The organism is Paraburkholderia jirisanensis (assembly GCF_054782355.1).
The window spans coordinates 181,995-208,323 of sequence record NZ_BAAGSQ010000013.1 but is presented as its reverse complement, the minus strand read 5'-3'; the positions used below and the strand labels follow the sequence as shown (position 1 = coordinate 208,323).

The following is a 26,329-nucleotide window of genomic DNA, read 5'->3' as shown; positions in this document are numbered from 1 at the left end:
TTACAACGACGAGGAGTGCAGTCGATGGACTTCGAAATTCCGGAATCGCTGATTCATCCGCTGCTGGGGATGATCGATACCGGCTCGCCGCTCGCCAGAAGGCTCGAGGCGCATGGCGTGTGTCACGGCAATATGGTCGTGTCGAGCGCGCTGTTCGACGCGAAGTCGCTGGACACGCTGTACATGTTGAGCAAGAGCCAGAACGACCGGGCGCTGATGTTCCAGATGCTCGCGCTCGACAACATCTACAACGCGCCGCAAGCACGCGTGATTCCATCGATCGATAAACTGGTTGGCGGCCTGATCGCGTATCTGTCGCGCGATGCGATCGACGGCTGGCTGTATCGCCGCAACAAGGACGGCACGCTGTTGCCGTGGCTGGTGTACCGGATGCGCCACGTAGAGCCCGAGCAGGGCATGTCGTACGTGATCGTCGACATGCTGGCCAATACCATGCAGTCGGCCAATTCGGAGCTCACCGACTATGCGAAGCGTCGCTCCGGCATGACGACGTCGCTGATGTTCACGCGCGACGATATCGTCAACCGCACGATTCCCGACCTGCTTTCCGAATTCGGCTTTTACAAGGAATGCGCGGAATTCAAGCGCGAATACGAGCAGCACGCGCAGCGCTTTCTGAAGTTCCAGCGGCGCTTCGGCGCACAGTTTGTCGCGACGAAAGCGGCGTTCAGCTTCGATGCGAAAGGAACCGCGGATGTCACGCGTATCGTCGACGGCGCGGGCGCGAAATGCGTGAACGACGAGGAGCGTCTCGAGCGCCGCTTCGAAATGACCTGCGACGCAAGCTTCTGGCGCGGCGCGGATGTCGAAAACGGCTTCGACAGCGTGCCGTTGCATTGCTACGTGCATCTGTTTCATCTGGAGTGGCATCGCAACATCTGGGTGCACGTGCAGCACATGACCGAGTATCGCTACCAGCCCGAGTTGCGCGACAAGCTGGTGCTGCCGGAGTCGCATCGCGATCTGATCGACATCCTGACGTCGAACATGAATCTGTTCGTGCAGGACTTCGTGCCGGGCAAATCTGGCGGCACGACGATTCTGTGTCAGGGCTCGCCTGGGCTCGGCAAGACCTTGACCGCAGAAATCTACGCAGAGGTGGTCGGCAAGCCGCTATATCGCGTGCATTCGGGGCAGTTGGGCACGTCTGCCGCGTCGGTCGGCGCGACGCTCACCGGCGTGCTGCGCCGCGCGATGCGCTGGGACGCGATCCTGTTGCTCGACGAAGCCGATGTGTACATTCGCCGCCGCGACAACGACCTCGAACACAATGCGATTGTCGCGGAGTTTCTGCGTACGCTCGAGTACTTCAACGGCCTGATGTTCATGACCACCAACCGGATCGGCGACGTCGACGACGCGATCCTGTCGCGCTGTATCGCGACGATCCACTACGACACGCCGACTCACGACGACGCGACGCGCCTGTGGCGATTGCTCGCCGACCAGTTCGGCACACCGCTCGACGATGAACTGATCGGCAAGCTGACCGACGCGTATCCGAACGCGAGCGGCCGCGATATCAAGGAACTGCTGAAGCTTGCAGCACGTTACTGCAAGGCGAAGCAGATTCCGCCGAGTATGGACGTGTTCGCGTTGTGTGCGACGTTTCGCGGGCATCGGGCGTAGGCAACGCCGCGTAGCATGGCGACGCGCGGCGCAACGCCGCCGTCGACATGCTGCACCTTTGCGATTTTCAGCCTACCTGGTCCGCGTGATACGATGAACGCACCAGCGGCCCCGCCACCACTTCCTTGAAGCCGAGCTTCATTCCCGCAGCGCGCCACGCATCGAAAGTTTCCGGCTCCACGTAACGACGCACCGGCATATGAAACTTCGAGGGCGCCAGATACTGGCCGATCGTCAATACGTCGACGTGATGCGCGCGAATATCGCGCATTGTTGCGAGCAGTTCCGCATCGGTTTCGCCTAGCCCGACCATCAACCCCGATTTGGTCAACATCAGCGGCTGTGCCTGCCTGACGCGCGCGAGCAGTTCCAGCGAGCCTTCATAACTAGCCCCGGCGCGCGCGGCACGATACAACGAAGGCACCGTTTCGACATTGTGATTGAACACATCAGGCCACGCATGCGACAACGCATCGAGCGCCCGCTCGACGCGTCCGCGAAAATCCGGCGTCAGCAGTTCAACGCGAATGTCAGGCACACGCTCACGCAGCGCCGCCACGCAACGCGCGAAATGCGCTGCGCCGCCGTCGCGCAAATCGTCGCGATCCACCGACGTAATCACCACATAACGCAGGCCCAATGCCGCCACTGCATCGGCAAGTCGCTCCGGTTCCGCAGCGTCGAGCGCTTCTGGCCGCCCATGCGCAACGTCACAAAACGCACAGCGCCGCGTGCAAATGCCACCCATGATCATGAAGGTCGCAGTACGCTGCGCGAAGCATTCGCCGATATTCGGGCACATCGCCTCCTCGCACACCGAATGCAGCCGGTGCTCGCGCAAGATCGCCGCCATACCGGCCACGGTTTCGCTCATCATCGGTTGCGCGCGCAACCACGGCGGTTTGTGCAGCACGTCCGCCGGCGCGGGCGATACGATCTTCACGGGAATCCGCGCCAGCTTGTCGCGGCTGCGCAAGCCCTGCTGGCCAAGCGCCGTGACGCTGGCGTGAACTTCAGGTTGCGGGTGCGTCACGGCTACCATCGTCACGCTCCGAAGAAGTCGTTCAACAGCCGGTTCACTTCACCCGCCGCCTCCATGTGCACCATATGGCCTTTGCCTTCCAGCACATGCACGCGGATATCCCCTGGCAAACCTTCCGCATGCCGCGCCGGAATGATCTGATCCTGCTTGCCCCAGATCACCAGTGCGCGCGGCAGCGTGCCGAGGCGGTCGCGGTATGAACGCTGCTGCAAACCACCCGCGAACGCGTGCGCCGCGATCTTCTGCAACGCCTCAGGCACGCCTTCGAGCCGCTTGTACTTGACGATGTCTTCGATCATCTGCCGCGTGACCAGCGCCGGATCCGCGAACAGCTTCAGCATGTGCGGCTTCAGCTGGTTGCGGTTGCTGCCCGCGACAAAGCCCTCGATGTACTCGCGGTTGATCTCGTCGCCGAGCCCCGCGCCGCTGATCAGCGCGAGCGAAGCGACGCGCCCGGGCACCTTCGCCGCGACCGTCATCGCGACGAGACTGCCCATCGAATGGCCGACCAGATGCGCGCGCTCGATGCCTTTGTCGTCGAGAAAGGCGAGCACGGCGTCGGCCAGTTCGTCGCTGCTGCCGCTCTCGACTGCCTTGCCGGATTCGCCATGGCCCGGCAGATCGAGCGCCCACACCGCACGATGCGCGGCCAGATCCGCGTGATTGAACATCCACGCATTCAGGTCGCCGCCAAAGCCGTGAATCAGCACCGCAGGCGTGCCGCCGTCGCCGATCTTCAGGTAACGCACCGTGCGGCCGCCGATCTGCGTCTTCTCCGGCTGCGGCCCGGCGTCGGCATCCGCGGCGGCGGCCGGCACGAAGTCGCGCTGGAATACCGCGACCGCCTCGTCGATCTGCGCATCCGGCGTCGCTTCATCGGCCACCACGGCGAGCAGCGCACCGACCGGCAGCGTGTCGCCCTCCTGCGCGATCTGCCGGCGCAGCGTGCCGTCGAACGCACACTCGACGCCCGACGCAATCTTGTCGGTCTCGACGTCGAGCAGTTCGTCGCCGCGGCTCACCTTGTCGCCTGGCGCTTTCAGCCAGCCGTTCACCTGCCCTTGCTCCATCGACAGGCCCCATTTGGGCATCGTGATCATGTGAATCGGCATTGCCTAGCTCCTTGCTTTCATCACGGCCGCAGCAATCTGGTCCGCAGACGGGATATACAGGTCCTCCAGCACGCCGGAGAACGGCGTGGGCGTATGCGGTGCGGTGACCATTTCGATCGGCGCCTTCAGCGCATGGAACGCTTTCTGTGCGACCAGTGCCGCGATGTCGGTCGCAATCGAGCAGCGCGGGTTCGCTTCGTCGACCGCCACAAGACGGCCAGTACGCTCGACGCTTTCGAGGATCGTGTCTTCATCGAGCGGCGACGTGGTGCGCAAATCGATGATCTCCACATGAACGCCGTTTTTCGCGAGCTTGTCGGCGGCATCGGTGGCGAAGTGCACCATACGGCCGTACGTGACGATCGTCACGTCGTCGCCTTCACGTACCACGCTCGCTTCGCCGAACGGAATCGCGTATGACTCTTCGGGCACCTCGCCTTCGCGTCCGTACAGCAGCTTGTGCTCGCAGAAAATCACTGGGTCGTTGTCGCGGATCGCCTGGATCATCAGGCCTTTTGCATCGTATGGCGTAGACGGGCACACCACTTTGAGCCCCGGCACGTGCGTGAACAGCGACGTCAGCATCTGCGAGTGTTGTGCGGCTGCGCGCAGGCCTGCGCCCTGCATGGTGCGAATTACCACCGGCGTGACCGCCTTGCCGCCGAACATATAGCGGAATTTCGCAGCCTGATTGAAGATCTGATCGAAGCACACGCCCATGAAGTCGATGAACATCAACTCCGCCACCGGCCGCATGCCACACGCAGCCGCACCCACCGCCGCGCCGATAAAGCCGCCTTCCGACAGCGGCGTGTCGAGCACGCGCCCCGGATACTTGTGATACAGCCCTTTCGTCACGCCCAGCACGCCGCCCCATGCATCGTGCTCGCCGGGCGTTCCCTCGCCGCCCGCATTGTCTTCGCCCATCACGATGACGCTTTCGTCGCGCGCCATCTCCTGGCTCAACGCTTCGTTGATCGCCTGAGAGTATGAAATTTTCCGTGCCATGTCCGTCTCCTGAATCGTGCTCGACCGGTTTCGATCGCGTTGGCTCGTTGCTCGTGTTGTGTGTGCCTGCTGTTTCCGCTATTTGCGAAGCTGCAGCGCACTACGGGTACGACACGTACACGTCCGTCAACAGGTCTTCGGCCTTCGGCAGCGGCGCCGCTTTCGCTTCGCGTACCGCAGCGTCGATCAGCTGTTTCACTTTCGCATCGACTTCGCGCAGTTGCGCCGTGTTAAGCATCTCTGCACGCACCACACGTTCTTCGAAACGCTTCAGGCAATCTTTTTCGTCGCGCAATTTCTGCACTTCGCCGGCCGCGCGATAGGTTTGCGCATCGCCTTCGAAGTGGCCGAAATAGCGCGACAGTTTCATCTCAACCAGCGTCGGCCCACCGCCGCCACGTGCGCGCTCGATCGCTTCACCCACTGCTTCATGTGCCGCAAAAAAATCCAGGCCATCGACGATCACACCCGGCATGCCGAAGCCGCTCGCACGATCGGCGATGTTGTCCGCGGCGACCGCCCACGACGACCCAGTCGATTCTGCATAACCGTTGTTCTCCGCGATAAAAACCGCCGGCAACCGCCAGATCGACGCGAGGTTCATCGATTCGAAAATCACGCCCTGATTCGATGCGCCATCGCCGAAAAAGCACACGCCGACGCCGCCGGTCTTCTTGAACTTGGCCGCGAGCGCCGCGCCGCATACCAGCGGGCCGCCCGCGCCGACGATGCCATTGGCGCCGAGCATCCCCTTCGACAGGTCGGCGATATGCATCGAACCGCCCTTGCCGCGGCATACGCCGGTGATACGGCCGTAGATTTCGGCCATCATGCCGCGCACGTCGACGCCTTTTGCGATGCAGTGCCCATGGCCGCGGTGCGTGGTCGCCACATAGTCGACGTCGCTCAGATGCAGCATCGTGCCGACCGCAGACGCCTCTTCGCCCGCATACAGGTGCACGAAACCGGGAATCTCGCCAGTCGCGAACTCGACATGCAGCCGCTCTTCGAACTCGCGAATCGTGCGCATCAGCCGATACGCCTCCAGCAGTTGCTCCTTGCTCAACTGATCCGATACGGACATGGTGTGTCTCCTTGAGTAATGTCGATCGCTATGCAATACCGAATATGGCCACTGCGACGTCAAACTGCGATGGATGGCGGCACGCGTGCATGCATCTGCACTGCACACACAGCGTACCCAGACTTCCGTCACCCGCGATGCGCGGCCATCTCGCGCATCAGCTGCCGCGACGCCGCAAAACGCAGCGTGCGGCCCACGTCGACCGTCAACGGCCCGGCCCAGTCCAGCGCGATCTCATAGCGGTCGTCGCGCTCAATTTCGATTTCACGTTCGCCGTCGAACGCGAGCGTGCCGTGCCCCGCGTCGAGCGGTAACCAGTCGCCAACTTCCAGGCGCTCGCAGGTGCGCATCGTGACCTGCTCGACGCGGCCAGGTGCGATCGGCGCGAAGATCGGCACGCCCGCTTCGCCGTCGAGCGCGAAGGTCAGATGCAAGCCATGCGATGCGCTGCGTTCGACCGGTGCCCACGCGCCGCCGATCGACGACAGCCCGATGCCGTCAGGCGGCGCGAAGGTCAGGAACAATGCTTCGATATCGCCCGGCTCCGACACCGCACGCGCGCCGATAAAGCGCTGGCGGCTGACGCAAACGTCGACCAGCGCAAGCTCTTCGCGCCCGCGATTCGGCCCGGCGACGCAGCGCACCACGAGCCGCTTGTTGCGCGTCAGCGCGACATCCGGCGGCACGACGCCGGCCGCGACCAGCGCGCCGGCGAGGCCTGCGATAGTGGCTTCGCGCATTTCGGGAAACGCGTTGTTGGTGCCGGTGGAAAGCGTCAGCAGCGGCACGTCGCCGCAATGCGCGGCCACCGCGCGATGCGTGCCGTCACCGCCCAGCACCGCGATCAGATCGACGCCCGCCCGCACCATGTGCGCGACGCCGATGTGCGTATCGGCGGCGCTGTCGGTGATCGGCAGATCGAGGAATTCGACTTCGGGCCAGCGCTCGGGGCAACCGAGCGCTGCATGTGTATCGAGCGCGCGGCACAGCAGCGCGGCGACACCGGTCTTGTCGCGCAGCGTCAGCACGCGGCCGCGACCGAGCATGCCGAGGCCCGCGAGCAGACGCACCACCATGTTCGCTTTCTCGGCGGTCGGAAACACGGACGCATGCGTGGTGAGCCGGCGAATGTCGCGGCCGGATGCAGGGTTCGCGATCACGCCGACGGTGATGGGCGATGGCAAGACGTGTCTCCTTCTGTATGCGCGGTATGCACGTTGTCGATGCAGCGCGTTCTTGTTCGCTTGATGCGCGCACGCGTTATCCGCATGCGACGCAAATGTGCGAATCGCGGTGGCGTTCGGACGCCTGACGCATTACTGCAAGGCCTATGCCAAAACGTGCTCGAGGTTGTGCAATACGCTGCGGCCCGCCCGCATCAAGGCATTCAACATCACGCGCGAGATGGCGACGATGGCGGTACGTGCAACATGACGCACCGCACGAACGTGAAACCGTCTCACGTGCAGCGCCGGATACGCAGTGCAGACCATTCTCCGCGCATCGCGGTCGCGCCTGCGGCCTTGTTAAGCCGGGCATTCGCAAAACGGCGCGACTGTCTCACCGACTCTGAGACGTTCGTCTCAAGCGTCTCGCGTGTTGCGGCGCAAGGTATATCGCCGCGACGAGATGTGCTACAAGAAAGTCCCATCTCAGCGCGCGCCGCTTGGAAGGAGCCGACGATGCCCTACGTTCCGCAAGCGAAGCACATCGATCGTGTGCGCGGCGCCATCGAAGGCCGGCTACCCGCGCCGGCCGATTCGCAGCGGCTCGTATCGTCGTGGCAGCGCTCGTTCGAGCAATACCGGCTCGACCCGGGCTCGGTGATCGGGCCGCGCGTGCTTACGTCTGCGGAATTACGCGAGGTGCAGGGCAAGGAGGAAGCATTCCTGCGCGCGTCGGGCCAGTGCCTCGCGCGTCTGCACGAGATGATTCGCGTCGCCGATTACTGCGTGATGCTGACTGACGCGCACGGCGTGACGATCGACTATCGGATCGACCGCGACCGGCGCAGCGATTTCAAGCATGCAGGGCTTTATATCGGTTCGTGCTGGTCGGAGCGCGAAGAAGGCACCTGCGGTGTCGCGAACGTGTTGACCGATCTTGCGCCGATCACCGTGCACAAGACCGATCATTTCCGCGCGGCGTTTACGACGCTGACCTGCAGCGCGTCACCGATCTTCGCACCGACCGGCGAACTGATCGGCGTGCTCGATGCGTCCGCGGTGCAGTCGCCGGATAACCGCGACAGCCAGAAGCTGGTATTTCAGTTGGTGCGGCAAAGCGCAGCGTTGATCGAGGACGGCTATTTCCTGAACCAGACTGCGCATCATTGGGTGCTGTTCGGCCATCAGAGCCGCAACTTCGTCGAAGCACAGCCCGAGGTGCTGCTCGCGTTCGACGCATGCGGCAATATCGCGGCCTCGAATCGCAAGGCTCAGGAATGTATTGCGGGCCTCAATGCGCCACGCCATGTCGACGAAATCTTCGACACGTCTGCGCTGCATCTACATGATGTCGCGCGCACCGATACGATCGTGCCGCTGCGGCTGCGTGCGACCGGTGCGCTGCTGTATGCGCGGATTCGTGCGCCGATGCAGCGCGTAGCGCATACGTCGGGTGCGGGCGCTCATGCGCAGGCGGGCATGCCGCACAGCCAACGCGATCACGATGAGGCGAGCGGAGGCAGTGGCGTCGGTACACTCGGCCGCTTTTTGCGCAGCCGCGACGCCCATGTCGCACGCACCGCCGAAGTGGCACTGCGCGTAGCCGGAAAACGCCTGCCGATTCTGATTCTCGGCGAGACCGGTGTCGGCAAGGAAGTATTCGCGCACGCGCTGCACGATGCGCTCGCGCGACGCAACCGTCCGTTCGTTGCAGTCAACTGCGGCGCGATTCCCGAAGCGTTGATCGAAAGCGAGCTGTTCGGCTATGCACCCGGCGCGTTTACCGGCGCACGCAGCCGCGGTGCCCGCGGCAAGATCGCCCTTGCGCATGGCGGCACGCTATTCCTCGACGAAATCGGCGATATGCCGCTCACTTTGCAAACGCGGCTGCTGCGTGTGCTCGCCGAAGGCGAAGTCGTGCCGCTCGGCGGCGATACGCCCGTACGCGTGGATCTCGACGTGATCTGCGCGACGCATCGCGCACTTTCGCAGATGGTTGCAGAAGGCACATTTCGCGAGGACCTGTTCTATCGGTTGAGCGGAGCGACCTTGCAGATTCCACCGCTGCGCGAACGCGCCGACATTCTCGACGTCGTACACGCGGTGTTCGACGAGGAAGCACAAGGCGCGGGCCACGTGCTGACGCTCGATGCGCGTCTTGCCGAACGGCTATGCAACTTCGCGTGGCCCGGCAATATCCGGCAACTGCGCAATGTGCTGCGCTATGCGTGTGCCGTTTGCGATGGCACGCGTGTCGAGTTGCGTCATCTGTCGCCTGACATCGCCGCGACGCTCGCACCCGGCGAGCGTGCATTGCCGGCGCTCGCCGTCGACGGCGATGAACGGGCCCGCATCGTCGATGCGCTCACGCGACATCACTGGCATCCGAACGCGGCCGCTGTGGAACTCGGCATGTCGCGTGCGACGTTGTACCGGCGTATCGCAAAGCTCGGCATCGTCGGGCCGCATCGCGGCTAGCGTGCGCAGTGCGCGTCGGAACGCGCAAAAACCACGCTGTTGCGCAGAACCGCCGCGCTTTGACTTACCGCGAGTTCAGCGGCGACACCTGATCGATGCGGCGCTTGCCGGCCGCGCGCTGCGGCACCGGTGCGAGTTCTTGCGGCTCGTCGCCAAGGTCTGCATAGCGGCCGTAACGCGCGCTGCGCATCAGTACCCGTTCCGATATCGAAGTCGCCAGCAACCACGTCGAGTAAGCACCGAAGCCGACCGCCACAACCGCCACAAGAAGAATTTCCATGTCCATCTCCACCATGTTCCAACTGCTTACGCAGCATCATGGTTGCGACATTACAGGAGCTCTGGGGTACGCGGATGGCCGTTTATGCAGGTTGGCCTGATTCGTTCGCACGTTGGCAGGAAATGCCGGTTCGGACGGCCGTAGAGGTGTGCGGCGCAAGTGCGCGAGATGTCTCGGGAAGCTTAAACTGGCCGCACATAACGTGTTTGCACGCGGCCGCATCGCCAGATCGCCGGCCGGATTACCCGGCATTTAGCGTCGCAATCTGCTGCGCAAGACCACGCAGTTTCGCGCGCAATTCGGCCGGCTCCAGCACCTCGACATGTCCGGCAAAACCGAGCAGTTGCTGCGCCGTGTAATCGAGCCGCTCGACCGGCAGCGTAACTTCCTGCCAGCCGTCGCTATCCGGTGGCTCGCTGGTTGCCTGTTCGGTCGCGGCCGCGCCGAGCAGCGCCAGGCGCGTGACGCCCTCGGGCGACAACCGCAGCCGAGCAACGTGCTTCAACAGGCTACGCTCGAACGACGCTACGGCGGTTGCCCATTCGCTTCGCAGATCGAAACCAGCCGGCCGCTCGAAGCTTTGCTCGAGCACCGTCAGATGCGCGATATTCGCCACCTTGTAGGTGCGCATCTGCGTGCGGGCGCGTGCCACCAGATACCAGTCGCCGGCCTTCAGCACGAGCCCGAGCGGATCGCGGATGCGCTCGCGTTGCGGGGTGGGGTCGTCGCCGTTGAGCCACTCGACACTGCGGTAGTCCATCGCGATGCGGCGCTGCTCCCATACCGCGCTGGCCAGCAGTGTCAAATGCGGCACCTGCGCCGCGCGCCGGTACCAGCCCACCGGGTCGATATGCAATCGTGAGCCGATTGGCGACGCATCCGGCGCGGCGTCCGGCAACGCAGTAACGAGCTTCAGCTGCGCTGCGCGCAATTGCCCGGCCAGACCCAGCTCCGACGCGGCGTCCGGCAGGCCCGCAATCGACAGCGTCTCCGCCTCCGCCCTGGTGATGCCGGTGAGCCGCGCACGATAGCCGTCGAGCAGCGCAAAGCCGCCCCCCGGGCCGCGCTCGGCATAGACGGGCACACCAGCCGCGCTCAGCTGGTCGATGTCGCGATAAACGGTGCGCACCGACACGTCGAATTCCTGCGCCAGCGCCTCGGCCGTCACGCGGCCTTTGACCTGCAGCATCAGCAGCATCGACACCAGCCGGCTCGGGCGCAAGGGCAATCTCCGTATCAATTCGCAAATTCATGACAGCGGGTGTCAGGTATTGGCGAGTATAACGGTGGATAGAAAAGACAGCGTCGCACAACCGCCAGGCAAGGCACCGAACCGCATTATCCGATCTCGTTCATTGAAGGAGGCATCGCATGCCGGTCACGTATGTCGTTCGTTTTCAGGTCGTGCCGGCACAGCTCGAGCGCTTCATGACGCTGCTCGACGGCGTGCTCGATGCCATGCGCGACGAGCCCAACTTCCATCACGCCGTGCTGCATCGCGATCCGGACAGCCCGCACCGGCTGATGCTCTACGAAACGTGGGAAGACCATCAGGACGTGCTCGCAGAACAGATCAATCATCCTTACCGTCAGGCGTGGCACGCGGCGCTGCCCGAACTGCTGGTCAAACCGCGCGACATCACGATCTGGCACGCGCTACGCGCCGACCAGCGCAGCGGCCGGGAGCTCAGCATATGAACCCGGCGCGCGCCACGCCGGCAACGCATGCGGCGGCGACGCACGCTGCCTCGGGCCGCCTGACCGTGACACAAGGCACAGCGCTGTATATCGGCGCGGTGCTCGGCACCGGCGTCATCGCGTTGCCCGCGCTGGCAGCCGAGCTTGCCGGCCCAGCCTCACTGGTCGCGTGGGCCGCGCTGGTCGTGCTGTCCGCGCCGCTCGCCGCGACCTTCGCCGCGCTCGGCGCACGCTATCCCGATGCAGGCGGCGTGGCGACCTACGTGCGGTACGCATTTGGGCCACGCGCCGCGGCGGTGGTCGGCTGGTGCTTTTATTTCGCAGTGCCGGCCGGCGCGCCGGCTGCGGCAATGTTCGGCGGCGCCTATGTTGCGGCCGCGCTTGGCGGTGGCCAGACCACGATCGTCGGCACGGCGGCCGCGTTGATCGTGGTGGTCACCGTCACCAACGCGTTCGGCGTCACGGTATCCGGGCGTCTGCAACTGGTGTTGGCGGGCCTGCTCGTTGCGCTGCTGCTTGCGGCGGTTTTCGTTTCGGCGCCGCACGCGCGTGCGGAAAATCTGCATCCGTTCGCACCGCACGGCTGGCTGGCCATCGGCCCTGCTGCCGCGTTGCTCGTGTGGAGTTTCGCAGGCTGGGAAGCGATCACCCATCTCGCCGCCGAATTTCGCCGGCCGGCGCACGACCTGCCGCTTGCCACCGGCATCGCGGTAGGCGTAGTCGGCGTGCTGTATCTGGCAGTGGCCGGCGCGAGCGTGCTGGTGCTCGGGCCCGCGGCCGGCCGCACCCACGCGCCGCTCGCCGAGTTGCTCGTGATCGGCCTCGGCGGCAAGACTCAGTTGCTCGCGGCCGTGGCCGCCCTGCTGCTGACACTCGGCACGATGAACGCCTATTTCGCCGGCGCGGCACAGCTCGGCGCCGCGCTCAGCCGCGACGGTGCGTTGCCCGGCTGGCTCGCGCAGGGCAGCCGCGCAGGCGGCGTGCCGCGCCGCAGTCTGCTGCTGGTGGCCTTGCTTGCTCTCGCGATGTTAGGTTCAGTCGTGCTTGCAAAGATCGAAGCACGTTCGCTGGTGCTCGCGACGACCGGCTCGTTCGTGGTGGTCTACGCGCTCGGTACGACCGCTGCGCTGCGTCTGCTTCCGCGCCGCAGTTGGGCACGCCGCGCGGCCTTCGTCGCCGTGGTTGCGGTAGCTGTGCTTTGCATCGTGACGGGGTGGTATCTGCTATGGCCGCTTGCCATCGCAGCGGGTGCACTGCTGTATCTGCAGTGGCGCCGCGCGAGCAGCGACAAAGTTGCCGCACCTCGCCATGCTTCTTCATGCACGAATGGCGAAACAAATTTTCGATGACACCGCAACAAATCTGGTTGACAAGCCGTGGCGCAGCAGACAAACTCAGCCGCATGCTTACGCTCATCTCCACCGCCGCTGCCATTGCGATCGCCCATATGTGGCGCAATCGAGCCATTACCAATGGGGCAGTGGGAGTGTTGATGCGTTAGCAGTTTCGACCTGCAAAACAAGATCCCAAGGCCCCGCCGGAACCGGTTGGGGCCTTTTTGTTTTGTGCGTGCGGCTTCCACGTTTCCCGGCTCAAACGATGGAGCGCATGATGGACCAGCCAAGTCCGCAGTTCGATCAGCACGTGCCGCACAGCCTGTCGCGACCGTGCGATGAGAAGTTGCCGAAAGTAAGCCTGCATTTCGAAGTACAACCCGGCGCGACACTATCGTGGCGTATCGAAGCCAACGGCGAGCTATGCGTGCTGCGCGAGCGCGTGTGGCTCACCCGCGCGGCTTCGCCATACGACCACTGGCTGCAGCCCGGCCAGCCGCTGCAATTGAAACGCGGCGAACGTGTATGGATCAGCACCGACGGCGAGATTGCCGCGCGCCTTGTGTTGACCACTTATCCGCATGCACGGCGCGGTATCGTGAGACGTTGGCTCGCGCGTTTGTCAGTGTTGAATCCGGATATCTATGCGCCGCATTCGCGCTGAAGTTGCCGAAGCCTTCGCCGGCTTTGCGGCGCCGGTCCGGCGTTGAACCAACCGCACCGCTGCACGTTATGTCACAGCGGTACGGTGGGTTGCGCGCGCCTTTCACGCACGCGCGATGTCACTGCACACGCATTGCTGCGTGACAGCGTTATTGCATGGCAGCTCCGGCAGGCGTGACCTTCACCGCGGCTGCCGATACAAATACCGCGTGAACCGTGTCGCCCACTTTCAGGCTCTTCAGATCGACGTCCGGACCGACGTCGAGGGTTTGCGTCTGATAAGCGCCACGCAGCGTGACGTTGCGCTTTTTCAGGTTGATCTTCTGCACGGTGGCAAGCACCTCGATCTGGCGCGCCGTATCGTAACCGCCCGATGCCGGCTGGTAGACCTGGGTCTCCACCCGCGCGCGAATGCCCTTGTCGGCCCCCTGCACCTTTTCAGCCGTTACCAGCAGCGCGTTCTTGTACAGCACGTCGACGTTATCGCCCACTTTCAGCTTGCTGAAGTCGGCCACCTGGTCGCTGACCAGCACGATTGCCGTGCGGCCGGCCGGGCCTTGCAGCGTGACCGTGCGCGCCGCGGCATCGATGCCGACGATCTTCGCCTGAATATGTACCGGTTCGACGGCGCTGATGACACCTTGCGCGGAACTCGCCAGCGCGTCTTGTGCCCACGCCGGTTGCATTACGCATGCGGCCGCGAGCAATGCGGCTGCCATGGCTGTTTTCATCTGGTTCTCCTGTGAAGGTGTTTTCAGTTATTGCCGAATACAGTGCGATCATTTTTATGCATGGTCACCGCATCGAAATAACTTCGTCATCCCGACGAAAGCGAATCATAACCTGCCATTACGGCGATCGCGGTTGATATCCATCACATTGTGTAAAGGTTTTCGATGCGCGATGAATCGTGGCGGATGTAAAAACGCCGGCAGGCGCGGCTCGATGACAACGAGCGGCACTGCCGGCGTTCAGGAGAACCGTAAAATTTAGAAGCCGCGGCCAGGCACGCCGCGGTTATTCATTACGGGCGCTCGATGCGTCCGCGGCCAATCGGATCAGACGCGCTCGATCACGATCGCAATGCCCTGACCGACACCGATACACATCGTGCACAGCGCGAAGCGGCCTTGCGTGCGCTGCAGCTGATACATCGCGGTGGTCACCAGACGCGCGCCGCTCATGCCAAGCGGGTGGCCGAGCGCGATCGCGCCGCCGTTCGGATTGACACGCGGATCGTCGTCGGCCACGCCGAGCGTGCGCAGCACCGCGAGGCCTTGCGACGCGAACGCTTCGTTCAACTCGATCACGTCGAACTGGTCGATCTTCATGCCAAGACGTGCGAGCAGCTTCTGCGTGGCAGGCGCCGGGCCGATACCCATCACGCGCGGCGCGACGCCGGCGGTGGCGACGCCAAGCACGCGAGCGCGCAGCGTCAGGCCGAAGCGTTTGGCGGTTTCCTCATTGGCCAGCAACAGCGCCGCCGCGCCGTCGTTCACACCCGAAGCGTTGCCGGCCGTCACCGTACCGTCCGCACGCACCACGCCCTTCAGTTTGGCCAGCGCTTCGAGGCTGGTTTCGCGCGGATGCTCGTCGCGCGACACGACCACCGGGTCGCCCTTCTTCTGCGCGATCGTAACCGGCGTGATTTCCTGCGCCAGCGTGCCGTCACGCTGCGCGCGCGCGGCATTGAACTGGCTGCGCAGCGCAAACGCGTCCTGGTCGGCACGGCTCACGTTGAATTCCTGCGCGACGTTCTCGCCGGTCTCCGGCATCGAATCGACGCCGTACATCTGCTTCATCAGCGGGTTCACGAAACGCCAGCCGATCGTCGTATCGAAGATTTCGGCCTGGCGTGCGAACGCCGCGGTTGCCTTGCCCATCACGAACGGTGCGCGGCTCATGCTCTCGACGCCGCCCGCCACCATCAACCCAGCCTCGCCGGCCTTGAGCGCGCGCGCGGCAATCCCGACCGCATCCATGCCCGAGCCACACAGGCGGTTGACCGTCGAACCCGGCACCCCCTGCGGCAGCCCCGCCAGCAGCAGCGACATGCGCGCGACGTTGCGGTTGTCTTCGCCGGCCTGGTTGGCACAGCCGTAGATCACGTCGTCGACTGCGTTCCAGTCGACGTTTTTATTGCGCTCCATCAGCGCCTTCAACGGCACTGCGCCCAGGTCGTCCGCGCGCACTTGCGACAGCGAACCGGCGTAGCGGCCAATCGGCGTGCGAATCGCGTCGCACAGGAAAGCTTCAGTCATCTATATCTCCATCGATGCGATGACGGCGCCGCGTGAGCGCGCCGAGAGGGATTCGAAACGGACTTTCTACCGGGATTCGCCCGGTTCGATCGTCCAGCCTGGCTTGCCGTTTTGTTCTTTATACGAACAAAAGGTCAGGTATCGAACAATTGATGCCATAATAGGCGTGCGCCGGAAAGCATGTCAAGCATGCTACCGGCAACGCAGTACTCGTTCCGTGACGCCTCGTCCGCGTCCCGCAAGGCGCGCGCCGCGAGGTTGGCGAATTGCAGGGCTTGCGCTATCGTCACGGCTTTGCGCACCGCCGCATGTCATTTCCGCACGCCATCCGCTCATGAGCAAAGTCACTCAAGCGTCACCGGCCGCTGCAGCAGCCGCCGCCGACGCGGAGCAGCCCGACAAGCCGGGCGATTCCTATGTGCAGTCGTTCGCACGCGGGCTCGCGGTGATCCGCGCGTTCAATGCGGAGCGGCCCGCGCAAACGCTGACCGACGTCGCAGCGGCCACCGGCCTCACGCGCGCCGGCGCACGGCGCATTTTGCTGACGCTGCAAACGCTCGGCTACGTCGAGGCGGACGGCCGCCTGTTCCGGCTCACGCCGCGCATTCTCGACCTCGGCTTCGCGTATCTGACGTCGATGCCGTTCTGGAACGTCGCCGAACCGGTGATGGAAAACCTGTCCGCGCAGGTACACGAGAGCTGCTCGGCGGCTGTGCTCGATCGTACCGAGATCGTCTATGTGCTACGTGTGCCGACGCACAAGATCATGACCATCAATCTGTCGATCGGCAGCCGTTTGCCGGCGTGGTGCACGTCGATGGGCCGCGTGCTGTTGTCGGCGCTCGACGATGCGCAACTCGACGCGACGCTCGAAGCATCGAATATCAGGGCTTACACGTCGCGCACCGTCACCGACAAGCAGGAACTGAAGAGCGCGATCGCGCAGGTGCGCCGTCAGGGATGGGCGATCGTCGATCAGGAACTGGAGGGCGGCCTGATTTCGCTGTCCGCGCCGATTCGCAACCGGCAAGGGCGCGTGATCGCGGCGATGAATATCAGCGGCAATGCGCAGCGCGCGTCTGCGAAGCAGATGGTGAAGGCGTTTCTCGAGCCGCTGCAGCATGCGGCGCAAAGCGTGTCGGAGATGGTGGCGCTGCGCGGGTGAGGTAGCGCGCCACGGCATGCAGCGCGTCGTGCGCATCAAACCCGCGGTCAATCGACCGGCTGCCCCGCCGTCTCCCGCAGCAACGACACCGCCACCAGCGACACGATCACACACGCGCCCACGTAGCCGGCCGGCGCAAGCTTGCTGCCGGTCACGCGAATCAGCCACGTCGCAACGAGCGGCGCGGTGCCACCGAACACACAGACGCTCACCGCATACGCAATCGAAATGCCGGTCGCACGCACGCGCCGCGGAAACGATTCGCACATCAGTGCGAAGCCGGTCGCAGAGCCCATCGAATAGAACACCAGCATCAACGCGGTCAGCGACATGATCACGGGCAGCGTCGGAAAGCGGTTGATCAGCATGAAGGCCGGCCACAGCAGCACGACCAGCACCGCGCGGCCGAGCTGGATCGGCAGCTTGCGGCTCGCGATGCGATCCGACAGCATGCCGAACAGCGGGCACGTGACGAACATCACGAAGCCGGCCGCGACGCCGACCAGCATCGATAGCGACATCGGCAACCCAAGCGTGTGAATCGCATAGGTCGGCATGTAGAAAGTCAGGATGTAGGTCGTGACGGTGCCGCCCATCACCGTCAGCGTGAGCAGCACCAGCGTGCGCACGTGCTGCGTGAATAGCTCGTGCAGCACGCCACGCTCGATACCGTGCGCTTGCGCCGGCGGCTGATCCGCAAGACGCCGCCGCAGATACAACCCAACCGGCGCGATCAGCACGCCGAGCGCGAACGGTACGCGCCAGCCCCAGCTTTCCAGCGACTGGCTCGACAACGTCGCCGACAGCAGCGCCGCGATACCCGAGCCGCTCAACGCGGCAGCGCCTTGCGTAGCCAGTTGCCAGCTGGTGCGCGCACCACGTCGCTCGCTCGCGCCATTTTCGAGCAGCGCTGAGGTCGCCGCGCCGAACTCACCGCCCTGCGAGAAGCCCTGCACGAGGCGCGCAAACACCACCAGCAAGGGCGCCGCAATGCCGATCTGCGCGTACGTCGGCACAATCGCGATCAGACCGGTGCTGGCGGCCATCAGCGTGATCGTCAGATTGAGTGCGGACTTGCGGCCCTTGCGGTCCGCATAGACGCCGAGTAACACGCTGCCGAGCGGCCGCGTAAAAAAACCCGCCGCAAACGTGGCGACCGACAGCAGCAGCGACACCGTCGCATCAGTCGAAGGGAAAAACAGCTTGCCGATGATCACCGCGAAAAAGCCGTACACGGTGAAGTCGAAGAACTCGAGCCAGTTGCCGATCACCGCGGCGGCGATCGCGCCACGGCCTGCTGCCGCGTTTTGCGCTTGCGTGGGTTGCGTCGCCTGTTGCGTGGCGGTGCTCATCGTGCAGACCTCCCGTTGGCCGGTGGTGCTTGAGATTGTCTTGTTGCTGGCTGCTGATGTGTCGCGCGGCGCGTGAGGTGCGTACTACGCCGGCTCCGTTCGCGCGATCTCCGCGCCACCGCCCGTCGAATCCTAAAGCCCCAGATACCGCTCGACGAGCCGCGTCCAGTACGCCGCGCCGATCGGCAGATTGCGGTCGTTGAAATCGTAGTGCGGGTTGTGCACCATGCAGCCGTCTTCGCCGACGCCGTTGCCCAACCGCAGGAACGTGCCCGGCCGCTTTTGCAGCATGAACGAGAAGTCTTCGCTACCCATCAGGATGTCCGCATGTGCGACGACGTTGTCGTCACCGACCAGTTCGCGCGCCACCTCGATCGCGAAATCGGTCTGCGCATCCGAGTTGATCACGACCGGATAGCCTTCGATGTAGTCGACCTTCGCCGTGCCGCCATAGCTCGCGGCCTGCCCTTCGGCCAGTTCGGTGATGCGTCGCTTCAGCAGCGCGCGCACTTCCGGGCTAAACGAACGCACGCTCAGTTCGAGCTTCGCGCTAGCCGGAATCACATTGTTGACGGTGCCGGCATGCATCGAGCCGACCGTCACCACCGCCGGCTGCGACGGATCGACATTGCGCGCAACCACCGTCTGCAACGCCATCACGATGCTCGCCGCAATCACCACCGGGTCGACGGTCATATGCGGGCGCGCCGCGTGGCCGCCCACGCCTTCGATCGTGATGGTCGCCTTGTCGCCGGCCGACATGAACGGCCCTTTGCGGAACAGGAAGGTACCCGGCTCGGCGCCCGGATGGTTATGCACACCGAATACCGCATCGCACGGAAAGCGTTCGAACAGGCCGTCCTTGATCATCGCCATCGCGCCGCTGTCGATGCCGCTTTCCTCGGCCGGCTGGAAGTACAGATGCACCGTGCCGGAGAAGCGCCGCGTCGCGGCCAGATGTTGCGCGGCGCCGAGCAGCATGGTGGTGTGCCCGTCGTGGCCGCATGCATGCATCTTGCCGTGCGTGCCGCTTGCGTACGGCAAGCCGGTCTGCTCGATGATCGGCAGCGCATCCATATCCGCGCGAATGCCGATGCTGCGCGTGCCGCTGCCCACCTTCAGCGTGCCCACCACACCCGTGCGGCCGACACCGCGCGTGACCTGCCAACCCCACGCCTCGAGCTTGCTCGCGACCAGCTCAGCGGTCTGCACTTCTTCGTACGCGAGTTCGGGATGGTGGTGAATCTGGTGGCGGATCTCGCGCAGGTCTGCGGCGGCGGGTTCGAGATCGGCGATCTCGGCATAGCGGGTATCGTTCATCGGCACAGGCTCCGGGTCGAGCGGCGCCGAATGCGCGGCGCGAATGCCTGGCCGGAGTCGGCGCCTTTCAGTTGAAAGGCAGCGTGAGTTGCTGCAAAAGCCCCGATGTTAGCGCAGCGGATGACCCGATGCGTATTGCCTGAAACGTCGCGCGCAGCACACGGCGCACGCTCAGGCCACGCCGCGCACCACTCGCACCAGCAGATGCCCCGCTACTTCCAGCGCGCCGGAATTGTCGATGCGCGTAAGCTGCGTGCCGTCCGGCAGCGCGAACGGCGCATGCCGCGCAAGCCGCGCCGCGACCTGCTCCGCGGATTCACGCGCCCGTGCGCCCAGACGCGCCGCGAGAATATGCGGCTGCGCCTCGACGTGCACGACTTCCATCTGCGGGTAGCGCTCGAGCGCATTCTCGAGATGCTGGCGCGACCCGTTGACGACCACCGTGCAACCGCGCATCAACCACGCATCGAGTTCGATACCGATCCCATAGCGCAGCGCATGGCTGGCCCATTCGAGTGCGAACAGGCCAAGCGCGGAACGCGCGTCGAACTCTTCCGGTGTCAGCGCGATATGGTTTTCGCCGCCGCCCGCGCTACGCGTGATGTAACGATGCGCGAACACCACCGAATCACCGCGGACATGATCGCGGGCGAAGTGCAACAGCGAATCCTTGCCCGCCCCCGATGGCCCCATCACATAGATCAATCGACCCTGCATGCGCGTTATGCCTCCGCTGTTCTAAACGCTAGCCGCCGCCACAGCACGAACGGCTCGCCCGGCGCCGGTTCGACGAACAGCGCCACGCTTTGCACCGGCAGCGGTCCGAGGCGCTCAGCCTCGCGCTGCCACCAGTCCACCATCGCCACGCAGTCGTGCGCCGAGGCCAGCGAGTTCGACAGCGTCATGTGAAAGCGAAATTCGTCGAACACGTACGGATAGCCCCATTCGACGAGCAGCGCGCGCTGCCGTTCCGTGAGCCGTCCGCCGGCCAGACGCCGCTCGAGCTCCGCCGCCGTGGGCGCCGCGCGCAGCGGTGCGAAGGTGCGCATCGCATCGGCGGCGAGGCCGCGCATCAAGGCGTCGCCTTCGTCCGAGGCGGGCCGCAACGCGACGAAATCGCCGAGCAACGTAACATCGACCGGCAACGCGAAACCGCTGCGGGTGCGCGCCCAGCGCTGCACTGCACCAAGCAGGTCGTCGGGACGCACGCCGTCCGCCAACCGGAATGGAGCAACCAGCGTGCCGTGCCAGCCGTAGCGGCGCGGCGCGGCGGTCAGATCGGCGAGCGCGCCCGACAGTTGCGGATGGGGCGCATGCGCTTCGTAGGGCGGCGCTTCGCCTGCGCGGCGTTCCGCGATACGGTGTTCCGCGACGCGATATTCGTCAGCGCGTTGTTCTTCGGTGAGGTTCCCATCGGCAGGCTGTTCATTGCCAGAATACGCAGCAGCGGCAAGGCCCCCATCCACCGGACCTTCATCGCCAGGATACGCAGCGGCGGACGGCTTTTCAACAGCCTCAAACTCGTCCTCACGCTCCGCATCGCGCCCGAGCCACGCCGACCCCGCCGCCCACCATTCGGACGCACGCGACGGCGCATAGTAAATCGCAAAGCGCGCGTGTTGCGACCAGCTCACCGGAACAGTCGTTACATCATCGACATAAGCCTTGCTCATATGTCGTTCTCCACCAGCAATTGAACCCGATCCGCCGCGAAGTGCGTAAAGCCGTATTTGATCGGCGTGCCTTCGGTATCGACGTCGACATTCTCGACCCATAGGACCGGCTGCTGCCGGTTGATATTCAGACGCCGCGCGACATCCGCATCTGGCAGCACGCTGCCGATCCGGCTCCACTTGCGCAGGTAGTCCGTCACGCCGAATTCGGCGAGCGCGCGCGTCATGCCGCTGGTGCGTTCGAGCACGTCGGGCAGATCGACGAAGCGCGCGGCCGGATACCAGCTGCGCGCGTAGGTCAACGGCACGCCATTCGCTTCGTGCAGCGTATCGAGCCGATACACCGACACTCCTCCACGCAAGCCCAGCGCCTTCGCGACGTTCGGCTCAGCCTTCACCCGGGCCGACGCCAACAGCACGCCTGCCGACTGCTGCTGCCGCAGGTTCTCGGTAAAGCGCGTGCGGCGCCCGATCGTATAGTCGATCGCGCCCGGCTGCACGAAGGTGCCGCGCCCCTGCTCGACGCTGACGAGGCCAAGCGCGGCGAGCCCGAGCATCGCGCGGCGGATGGTGTGGCGATTGACGTCGAAGCGCCGCGCCAGTTCCGCTTCGCTCGGCAAGCGTCCTTCCTCGCCGAAGCCGCTGGCCGCGATCTCCGCCGAGAGTATCTGTTCGATCTGCCGCCATACGGCGACGCCGCCGCCGCGCTCGAGCAACGTGCCGGGTATCGCGTCGTCGTTCGATGTCATGGTGCTGTCATTCCCCTCGTTTCAAATATGGAGCTCCCAATTGTATTGTGCCGGCCGTGATGAAAATATGAAAACATCACGCTGCCCTGTCAGAACGGCATTGTATCCACAAACGTCTAGACGTTTAGATGAATAGATGCTCAAATAACCGGACATCGACACCACGGAACCTGCGATGAGCGATCTCCCCGCCCCTGATGCATCATCAAATGCATCGTCCAAGGCATCTTCTGCGCCAGCTTCAGCCATGCGGCGTGCATGGATGGCCGTGCTGGCCCGCACCCCGCGCGCCGAGCTCGAAGCCGCACTGCAACACGCGCTGCACGGCGCCGCGCTGCCCGCGTACGACTGGCTGCGCGCGCCCGAAACCGGTCTGGCAATGGTCCGCGGCCGCGTCGGCGGCACCGGCGACGCCTTCAATCTCGGCGAAGCAACCGTCACGCGCGCCACGCTGCGGCTGCGCGAACCGGCTGCCGCAGCACCGGTCGGCGTCGCGTGCCATCTGGGCCGCGACCGCCGCCGCGCCGAACTCGCTGCTATTGCAGACGCGCTGCTGCAACTACCGCAGCACACCGAGCAGTTGCACGCGCAACTGATCGAACCGCTCGCCGCACGCATCGCGGCCGCGCGCGAAGCGCGCCGGCAAGATACCGCCGACACGCGGGTCGAATTCTTCACGATGGTGCGAGGCGACTGATGAACACACAGACCAACCCGGCACCGAAGCAGTCTCTCAACGAAGCGCCGCTCTCCCTCGCCACACTCGCCCCAGGTTTCGCCGATCCGGTACACGACACGCAGGCCGTGTTCCGCACGCTGCTCGATACGCTGGCGCGGCCGGGCACGATCCAGACACTGGCAGGCGTGCTGCCGGATGCCTCCGCCGCAGCCGTACCGCGCCCGGCAGCGGCCCGCGCGGCCTACGCGGCACTGCTCACGTTGTGCGATTTTTCGACCCCGGTCTGGCTCGCGCAACACGACGCGCAGCTCGCCGCGGCGCTGCGCTTTCACACCGGCGCGCCGCTCGTCGACGAACCGCAGCGCGCTGCATTCGCGTATCTGCACGATGCCCAGGCATTGCCCGCACTCGAAGCCTTCGCGATCGGCGAACCCGACGCACCGGAGCACGCTGCCACGCTGCTGATCCGCGTCGAAGCGCTGCAAGGCGGCGCACCGCTGACGCTGCGCGGCCCCGGCATCGAGCATACGCAAAGCATCGCGCCGGTCGGCCTGCCTGAGCGCTTCTGGCGCGAACGCGCGGAGCTGGCGCCGCTCTTTCCGTGCGGCATCGATTGCTATTTCGTGTGCGGCGACGACGTGCTGGGTCTGCCGCGCACCACTCAAGTGGAGCTCAACTAATGTACGTTGCCGTCAAAGGGGGCGAACGCGCGATCGAGGCATCGTGGCGTCTGCTCGACAAGGAACGGCGCGGCGACCCGCGCCTGGCCGAACTGAGCGTCGCGCAGATTCGCGAACAGCTGCGTCTCGCGGTCGCGCGTGTGATGACCGAAGGTTCGGTGTACGACGAAGACCTCGCTGCGCTGGCCATCAAGCAGGCAGCCGGCGACCTCGTCGAGGCGATCTTTCTGCTGCGCGCGTATCGCACCACGCTGCCGCGCTTCGGCTACACAGCGCCGCTGAAAACCGAGGCGATTCACGCCGAGCGCCGTATTTCCGCGACCTTCAAAGATGTGCCCGGCGGCCAGCTGCTCGGCCCGACTTACGACTACACGCAGCGTCTGCTCGATTTCGCGCTGCTGGCCGACGGCGATGCGGCGCGCGGCGATGCGATGGCGCAAGCGGTAGCAGGCGCCACCCATACGGCCAGCACCACTAAAGCGGCCGAGCCGATGCCGCGCGTAGTCGCGCTGCTGAACAAGGAAGGCCTGATCGAGCAGGAAAGCATCACGCCCGACGCGCCGGAACCCGGCGACCTGTCGCGCGAACCGCTGGCCTTTCCCGCAAGCCGCGCCACGCGCCTGCAGAATCTCGCACGCGGCGACGAAGGCTTTTTGCTGGCGATGGGCTATGCGACGCAGCGCGGCTATGCGCACTCGCACCCGTTCGCCGGCGAGATCCGCTTCGGCAGCATCGCGGTCGAAATGGAACTGGACGAACTGGGCGAAGCCGTCGAGATCGGCGACATCGACATCACCGAATGCCAGATGATCAACCAGTTTGCCGGCAGCGGCGAAGCGCCGCCGTCGTTCACGCAGGGCTACGGCCTCGCATTCGGCCACAGCGAACGCAAGGCGATGGCGATGGCGCTGGTCGACCGCGCACTGCGCGCCGAAGAGCTTGGCGAAACGCTGCGCTCGCCGACCCAGGACGTCGAATTCATGCTGTCGCACAGCGACAACGTCGAAGCGTCGGGCTTCGTGCAGCATCTGAAGTTGCCGCACTACGTCGACTTCCAGTCCGAACTCGAACTGGTGCGCAAACTGCGCGCGAAGCATGCGGCCGCCGCGGTATCGTCGGCATCGGCCGCAGCCGATCAACGCAATGACGCGCACAGCGACAACGCCGCATCGAATGCACGCGCCGCCGCAGGCCAGCCCGGCGACACAATCGCAAGCACCCCGCACGCCGCACAGGAGCAAGCCGCATGAACGCGCGAGACACCGCAGCCGCGGCGCCCGACTACGACAGCGCCGCCGAAGGCTACAACTTCGCGTACCTCGACGAGCAGACCAAGCGGATGATCCGCCGCGCGCTGCTGAAAGCCGTCGCGGTGCCCGGTTACCAGGTGCCGTTCGCCGCGCGCGAAATGCCGCTGCCGTTCGGCTGGGGCACCGGCGGCATCCAGGTGACCGCATCGATCATCGGCCGCGACGACACGCTGAAAGTGATCGACCAGGGTTCCGACGAAACCACCAATGCGGTCAACATTCGCCGCTTCTTTGCCCGCACGGCCGGCGTGAAAACCACGCGCCGCACGGTCGAAGCGAGCATCGTGCAGACCCGTCACCGGATTCCGGAAACGCCGCTCACCGACAAGCAGATTCTCGTCTACCAGGTACCGAACCCGGAGCCGCTGTTCCGCCTCGAGCCGCGCGTCGCCGAAAGCCGCAAGCTGCACGCGCTGGCCGACTATGGCCTGATCAGCGTGAAACTGTACGAAGACATCGTGCATCACGGCAGCATCGCGACCACCTACGATTACCCGGTGATCGTCAACAACCGCTACCTCGCGTCGCCGTCGCCGATTCCGAAGTACGACAACCCGAAGATGCATATGAACCCCGCGCTGCAGCTGTTCGGCGCGGGCCGCGAACGGCGTATCCACGCGATCCCGCCGTACACGCCGGTACGCAGCCTCGATTTCGACGACCATCCGTTCGAAGTGCAGAGCTGGGATCACGCGTGCGCGCTGTGCGGCTCGACGAACAGCTTCCTCGACGAGATGATCGTCGACGACAGCGGCAAGCGGATGTTCGTCTGCTCCGATAGCGATTATTGCCACGAGCGCCGCGCCGGGCAGGCCGGTGCGAACGAGGCGGGAGAACAGGCATGACGGCACCCACGCCGCTTTTGAGCGCCCGCGCGCTGACCAAACAATTCGGCGGTCGCAACGGTTGCCGCAACGTAAGCTTCGACCTGTATCCTGGCGAGGTGCTGTGCATCGTCGGCGAATCCGGCTCGGGCAAGACGACGCTGCTGAACACGCTCGCGCTGCGCACCGAAGCCGATAGCGGCACGCTGCATTACACGTCGGCGAATCGCGACCGCCTCGATCTGCGCGCGCTGTCCGAGCCGCGCCGGCGTCTGCTGATGCGCACCGAATGGGGCTTTGTTCAGCAGAATCCGCGCGAAGGGCTGCGCACGGGCGTATCGGCCGGCGCCAACATCGGCGAGCCGCTGATGGCAGTCGGCGCACGGCACTACGGGCAAATCCGCGCCACCGCCACGCAATGGATGGAGCGTGTCGAGCTCGACGCTACGCGAATCGACGAATTGCCTGCCGCGTTTTCGGGCGGCATGCAGCAGCGCCTGCAGATCGCGCGCAATCTGGTCACCGGGCCGCGTCTCGTGTTCATGGACGAGCCGACCGCCGGCCTCGACGTGTCGGTACAGGCGCGCCTGCTCGACCTGCTGCGCTCGCTGACGGCGACATTGCATCTGTCGGTGCTGATCGTCACGCACGACATCGGCGTGGCGCGGCTGCTCGCGCACCGGCTGATGGTGATGCAAGGCGGCGAAGTGGTCGAAGCGGGCCTGACCGATCAGGTGCTCGACGATCCGCAGCATCCGTACACGCAAACGCTGGTTTCCTCGGTTCTGCCGGTTTGAGGTC

26 protein-coding genes are annotated in these 26,329 nt (G+C 64.8%); 11 read left to right on the top strand and 15 right to left on the bottom strand.

Annotated features, from left to right (window positions below; translation table 11 throughout):
* The first annotated feature begins 24 nt into the window (after window positions 1-24).
* A complete protein-coding gene (locus ACYVNQ_RS09060; protein WP_460902155.1) occupies window positions 25-1,650 on the top strand; it encodes an AAA family ATPase in 1,626 nt (541 codons plus the stop codon).
* Window positions 1,651-1,717: 67 nt separating this feature from the next.
* Here the strand turns inward: ACYVNQ_RS09060 and lipA are convergent, their stop codons facing one another.
* From lipA to ACYVNQ_RS09035, 5 genes are all read right to left on the bottom strand, one after another.
* Window positions 1,718-2,692: a lipoyl synthase gene (gene lipA, locus ACYVNQ_RS09055; RefSeq protein WP_460902154.1), complete on the bottom strand. Its 975-nt coding sequence runs from the start codon at window positions 2,690-2,692 to the stop codon at window positions 1,718-1,720.
* Between the two features lie 2 nt (window positions 2,693-2,694).
* A complete protein-coding gene (locus tag ACYVNQ_RS09050; protein WP_460902153.1) occupies window positions 2,695-3,804 on the bottom strand; it encodes an acetoin dehydrogenase dihydrolipoyllysine-residue acetyltransferase subunit in 1,110 nt (369 codons plus the stop codon).
* Between the two features lie 3 nt (window positions 3,805-3,807).
* A complete protein-coding gene (locus ACYVNQ_RS09045) occupies window positions 3,808-4,812 on the bottom strand; it encodes an alpha-ketoacid dehydrogenase subunit beta (RefSeq protein ID WP_460902152.1) in 1,005 nt (334 codons plus the stop codon).
* A gap of 100 nt (window positions 4,813-4,912) precedes the next feature.
* A complete protein-coding gene (locus ACYVNQ_RS09040; RefSeq protein WP_460902151.1) occupies window positions 4,913-5,896 on the bottom strand; it encodes a thiamine pyrophosphate-dependent dehydrogenase E1 component subunit alpha in 984 nt (327 codons plus the stop codon).
* 128 nt (window positions 5,897-6,024) lie between these two features.
* A complete protein-coding gene (locus ACYVNQ_RS09035) occupies window positions 6,025-7,080 on the bottom strand; it encodes an ATP-NAD kinase family protein (RefSeq protein WP_460902150.1) in 1,056 nt (351 codons plus the stop codon).
* 498 nt (window positions 7,081-7,578) lie between these two features.
* On the opposite strand from ACYVNQ_RS09035, the gene ACYVNQ_RS09030 reads away from it, so the two are divergent.
* Entirely contained in the window at window positions 7,579-9,540 is a 1,962-nt protein-coding gene (locus ACYVNQ_RS09030; RefSeq protein WP_460902149.1) for a sigma-54-dependent Fis family transcriptional regulator, read from the top strand.
* 64 nt (window positions 9,541-9,604) lie between these two features.
* Here the strand turns inward: ACYVNQ_RS09030 and ACYVNQ_RS09025 are convergent, their stop codons facing one another.
* On the bottom strand, window positions 9,605-9,820 hold the full coding sequence (locus ACYVNQ_RS09025; protein WP_460902148.1) for a hypothetical protein: 216 nt from the start codon (window positions 9,818-9,820) through the stop codon (window positions 9,605-9,607).
* A 241-nt stretch (window positions 9,821-10,061) separates the two neighbouring features.
* The gene (locus ACYVNQ_RS09020) at window positions 10,062-11,042 is read right to left on the bottom strand and encodes a helix-turn-helix transcriptional regulator (protein ID WP_460902147.1); all 981 of its coding nucleotides are present in this window, start codon (window positions 11,040-11,042) and stop codon (window positions 10,062-10,064) included.
* A gap of 149 nt (window positions 11,043-11,191) precedes the next feature.
* On the opposite strand from ACYVNQ_RS09020, the gene ACYVNQ_RS09015 reads away from it, so the two are divergent.
* From ACYVNQ_RS09015 to ACYVNQ_RS09005, 3 genes are all read left to right on the top strand, one after another.
* A complete protein-coding gene (locus ACYVNQ_RS09015) occupies window positions 11,192-11,518 on the top strand; it encodes a putative quinol monooxygenase (protein WP_460902146.1) in 327 nt (108 codons plus the stop codon).
* Complete coding sequence (locus ACYVNQ_RS09010; protein WP_460902145.1) at window positions 11,515-12,867, top strand: APC family permease; 1,353 nt, start codon at window positions 11,515-11,517, stop codon at window positions 12,865-12,867. Before ACYVNQ_RS09015 ends, ACYVNQ_RS09010 begins: the two co-directional genes overlap by 4 nt.
* A gap of 262 nt (window positions 12,868-13,129) precedes the next feature.
* Window positions 13,130-13,516, top strand: a complete 387-nt coding sequence (locus ACYVNQ_RS09005; RefSeq protein ID WP_460902144.1) for a DUF2917 domain-containing protein — start codon at window positions 13,130-13,132, stop codon at window positions 13,514-13,516.
* A gap of 148 nt (window positions 13,517-13,664) precedes the next feature.
* Here ACYVNQ_RS09005 and ACYVNQ_RS09000 read toward each other — a convergent pair whose 3' ends face one another.
* A complete protein-coding gene (locus ACYVNQ_RS09000) occupies window positions 13,665-14,246 on the bottom strand; it encodes a hypothetical protein (RefSeq protein WP_460902143.1) in 582 nt (193 codons plus the stop codon).
* A 327-nt stretch (window positions 14,247-14,573) separates the two neighbouring features.
* Window positions 14,574-15,776, bottom strand: a complete 1,203-nt coding sequence (gene pcaF / locus ACYVNQ_RS08995) for a 3-oxoadipyl-CoA thiolase (protein ID WP_460902142.1) — start codon at window positions 15,774-15,776, stop codon at window positions 14,574-14,576.
* 334 nt (window positions 15,777-16,110) lie between these two features.
* Between pcaF and ACYVNQ_RS08990 the strand changes: the two genes are divergently transcribed.
* A complete protein-coding gene (locus ACYVNQ_RS08990) occupies window positions 16,111-16,941 on the top strand; it encodes an IclR family transcriptional regulator (RefSeq protein WP_460902141.1) in 831 nt (276 codons plus the stop codon).
* Between the two features lie 47 nt (window positions 16,942-16,988).
* On the opposite strand, the gene ACYVNQ_RS08985 is transcribed toward ACYVNQ_RS08990, so the two are convergent.
* The 6 genes from ACYVNQ_RS08985 to ACYVNQ_RS08960 form a co-directional block, all read right to left on the bottom strand.
* Window positions 16,989-18,293 (bottom strand): MFS transporter, encoded by a 1,305-nt coding sequence (locus ACYVNQ_RS08985; RefSeq protein WP_460902140.1) that lies wholly within the window; start codon window positions 18,291-18,293, stop codon window positions 16,989-16,991.
* Between the two features lie 132 nt (window positions 18,294-18,425).
* Window positions 18,426-19,613 (bottom strand): M20 aminoacylase family protein, encoded by a 1,188-nt coding sequence (locus tag ACYVNQ_RS08980; protein ID WP_460902139.1) that lies wholly within the window; start codon window positions 19,611-19,613, stop codon window positions 18,426-18,428.
* A gap of 171 nt (window positions 19,614-19,784) precedes the next feature.
* Complete coding sequence (gene phnN, locus ACYVNQ_RS08975) at window positions 19,785-20,330, bottom strand: phosphonate metabolism protein/1,5-bisphosphokinase (PRPP-forming) PhnN (RefSeq protein WP_460902138.1); 546 nt, start codon at window positions 20,328-20,330, stop codon at window positions 19,785-19,787.
* A 5-nt stretch (window positions 20,331-20,335) separates the two neighbouring features.
* Window positions 20,336-21,286, bottom strand: a complete 951-nt coding sequence (locus ACYVNQ_RS08970; protein ID WP_460902137.1) for a DUF1045 domain-containing protein — start codon at window positions 21,284-21,286, stop codon at window positions 20,336-20,338.
* Window positions 21,283-22,035 carry a phosphonate metabolism transcriptional regulator PhnF gene (phnF, locus tag ACYVNQ_RS08965; RefSeq protein ID WP_460902136.1) on the bottom strand — a complete coding sequence of 251 codons (753 nt, stop codon included), beginning with the start codon at window positions 22,033-22,035 and terminating at the stop codon, window positions 21,283-21,285. Before phnF ends, ACYVNQ_RS08970 begins: the two co-directional genes overlap by 4 nt.
* 21 nt (window positions 22,036-22,056) lie before the next feature.
* Window positions 22,057-22,284, bottom strand: a complete 228-nt coding sequence (locus ACYVNQ_RS08960; protein WP_460902179.1) for a hypothetical protein — start codon at window positions 22,282-22,284, stop codon at window positions 22,057-22,059.
* Window positions 22,285-22,297: 13 nt separating this feature from the next.
* Between ACYVNQ_RS08960 and phnG the strand changes: the two genes are divergently transcribed.
* Genes phnG through phnK form a run of 5 tightly spaced genes read left to right on the top strand, consistent with a single transcriptional unit; the run spans window position 22,298 to window position 26,325 of the window.
* Window positions 22,298-22,732 (top strand): phosphonate C-P lyase system protein PhnG, encoded by a 435-nt coding sequence (gene phnG / locus ACYVNQ_RS08955; RefSeq protein WP_460902177.1) that lies wholly within the window; start codon window positions 22,298-22,300, stop codon window positions 22,730-22,732.
* Window positions 22,732-23,394 (top strand): phosphonate C-P lyase system protein PhnH, encoded by a 663-nt coding sequence (phnH, locus tag ACYVNQ_RS08950; protein WP_460902135.1) that lies wholly within the window; start codon window positions 22,732-22,734, stop codon window positions 23,392-23,394. The genes phnG and phnH overlap by 1 nt, the downstream gene beginning before the upstream one ends.
* Window positions 23,394-24,644 carry a carbon-phosphorus lyase complex subunit gene (locus tag ACYVNQ_RS08945; protein ID WP_460902134.1) on the top strand — a complete coding sequence of 417 codons (1,251 nt, stop codon included), beginning with the start codon at window positions 23,394-23,396 and terminating at the stop codon, window positions 24,642-24,644. Before phnH ends, ACYVNQ_RS08945 begins: the two co-directional genes overlap by 1 nt.
* Complete coding sequence (locus tag ACYVNQ_RS08940; protein ID WP_460902133.1) at window positions 24,641-25,549, top strand: alpha-D-ribose 1-methylphosphonate 5-phosphate C-P-lyase PhnJ; 909 nt, start codon at window positions 24,641-24,643, stop codon at window positions 25,547-25,549. The genes ACYVNQ_RS08945 and ACYVNQ_RS08940 overlap by 4 nt, the downstream gene beginning before the upstream one ends.
* Window positions 25,546-26,325: a phosphonate C-P lyase system protein PhnK gene (gene phnK / locus ACYVNQ_RS08935; RefSeq protein ID WP_460902132.1), complete on the top strand. Its 780-nt coding sequence runs from the start codon at window positions 25,546-25,548 to the stop codon at window positions 26,323-26,325. The genes ACYVNQ_RS08940 and phnK overlap by 4 nt, the downstream gene beginning before the upstream one ends.
* Window positions 26,326-26,329 lie beyond the last annotated feature (4 nt).

Bases quoted from the DNA above. Each gene is read 5' to 3' on its own strand.
- ACYVNQ_RS08985 (WP_460902140.1), bottom strand. From the start codon at position 18,293: ATGAGCACCGCCACGCAACAGGCGACGCAACCCACGCAAGCGCAAAAC.
- ACYVNQ_RS09005 (WP_460902144.1), top strand. From the start codon at position 13,130: ATGGACCAGCCAAGTCCGCAGTTCGATCAGCACGTGCCGCACAGCCTG.
- ACYVNQ_RS09000 (WP_460902143.1), bottom strand. From the start codon at position 14,246: ATGAAAACAGCCATGGCAGCCGCATTGCTCGCGGCCGCATGCGTAATG.
- ACYVNQ_RS08960 (WP_460902179.1), bottom strand. From the start codon at position 22,284: ATGGCTGAAGCTGGCGCAGAAGATGCCTTGGACGATGCATTTGATGAT.
- ACYVNQ_RS08970 (WP_460902137.1), bottom strand. From the start codon at position 21,286: ATGAGCAAGGCTTATGTCGATGATGTAACGACTGTTCCGGTGAGCTGG.
- ACYVNQ_RS08940 (WP_460902133.1), top strand. From the start codon at position 24,641: ATGAACGCGCGAGACACCGCAGCCGCGGCGCCCGACTACGACAGCGCC.
- ACYVNQ_RS09025 (WP_460902148.1), bottom strand. From the start codon at position 9,820: ATGGAAATTCTTCTTGTGGCGGTTGTGGCGGTCGGCTTCGGTGCTTAC.
- ACYVNQ_RS09050 (WP_460902153.1), bottom strand. From the start codon at position 3,804: ATGCCGATTCACATGATCACGATGCCCAAATGGGGCCTGTCGATGGAG.
- ACYVNQ_RS08945 (WP_460902134.1), top strand. From the start codon at position 23,394: ATGTACGTTGCCGTCAAAGGGGGCGAACGCGCGATCGAGGCATCGTGG.
- phnH (WP_460902135.1), top strand. From the start codon at position 22,732: ATGAACACACAGACCAACCCGGCACCGAAGCAGTCTCTCAACGAAGCG.
- ACYVNQ_RS09010 (WP_460902145.1), top strand. From the start codon at position 11,515: ATGAACCCGGCGCGCGCCACGCCGGCAACGCATGCGGCGGCGACGCAC.
- ACYVNQ_RS09040 (WP_460902151.1), bottom strand. From the start codon at position 5,896: ATGTCCGTATCGGATCAGTTGAGCAAGGAGCAACTGCTGGAGGCGTAT.
- phnN (WP_460902138.1), bottom strand. From the start codon at position 20,330: ATGCAGGGTCGATTGATCTATGTGATGGGGCCATCGGGGGCGGGCAAG.
- pcaF (WP_460902142.1), bottom strand. From the start codon at position 15,776: ATGACTGAAGCTTTCCTGTGCGACGCGATTCGCACGCCGATTGGCCGC.
- phnF (WP_460902136.1), bottom strand. From the start codon at position 22,035: ATGACATCGAACGACGACGCGATACCCGGCACGTTGCTCGAGCGCGGC.
- ACYVNQ_RS09045 (WP_460902152.1), bottom strand. From the start codon at position 4,812: ATGGCACGGAAAATTTCATACTCTCAGGCGATCAACGAAGCGTTGAGC.
- ACYVNQ_RS09060 (WP_460902155.1), top strand. From the start codon at position 25: ATGGACTTCGAAATTCCGGAATCGCTGATTCATCCGCTGCTGGGGATG.
- phnG (WP_460902177.1), top strand. From the start codon at position 22,298: ATGGCCGTGCTGGCCCGCACCCCGCGCGCCGAGCTCGAAGCCGCACTG.
- lipA (WP_460902154.1), bottom strand. From the start codon at position 2,692: ATGGTAGCCGTGACGCACCCGCAACCTGAAGTTCACGCCAGCGTCACG.
- ACYVNQ_RS09030 (WP_460902149.1), top strand. From the start codon at position 7,579: ATGCCCTACGTTCCGCAAGCGAAGCACATCGATCGTGTGCGCGGCGCC.
- phnK (WP_460902132.1), top strand. From the start codon at position 25,546: ATGACGGCACCCACGCCGCTTTTGAGCGCCCGCGCGCTGACCAAACAA.
- ACYVNQ_RS08980 (WP_460902139.1), bottom strand. From the start codon at position 19,613: ATGAACGATACCCGCTATGCCGAGATCGCCGATCTCGAACCCGCCGCC.
- ACYVNQ_RS09015 (WP_460902146.1), top strand. From the start codon at position 11,192: ATGCCGGTCACGTATGTCGTTCGTTTTCAGGTCGTGCCGGCACAGCTC.
- ACYVNQ_RS08990 (WP_460902141.1), top strand. From the start codon at position 16,111: ATGAGCAAAGTCACTCAAGCGTCACCGGCCGCTGCAGCAGCCGCCGCC.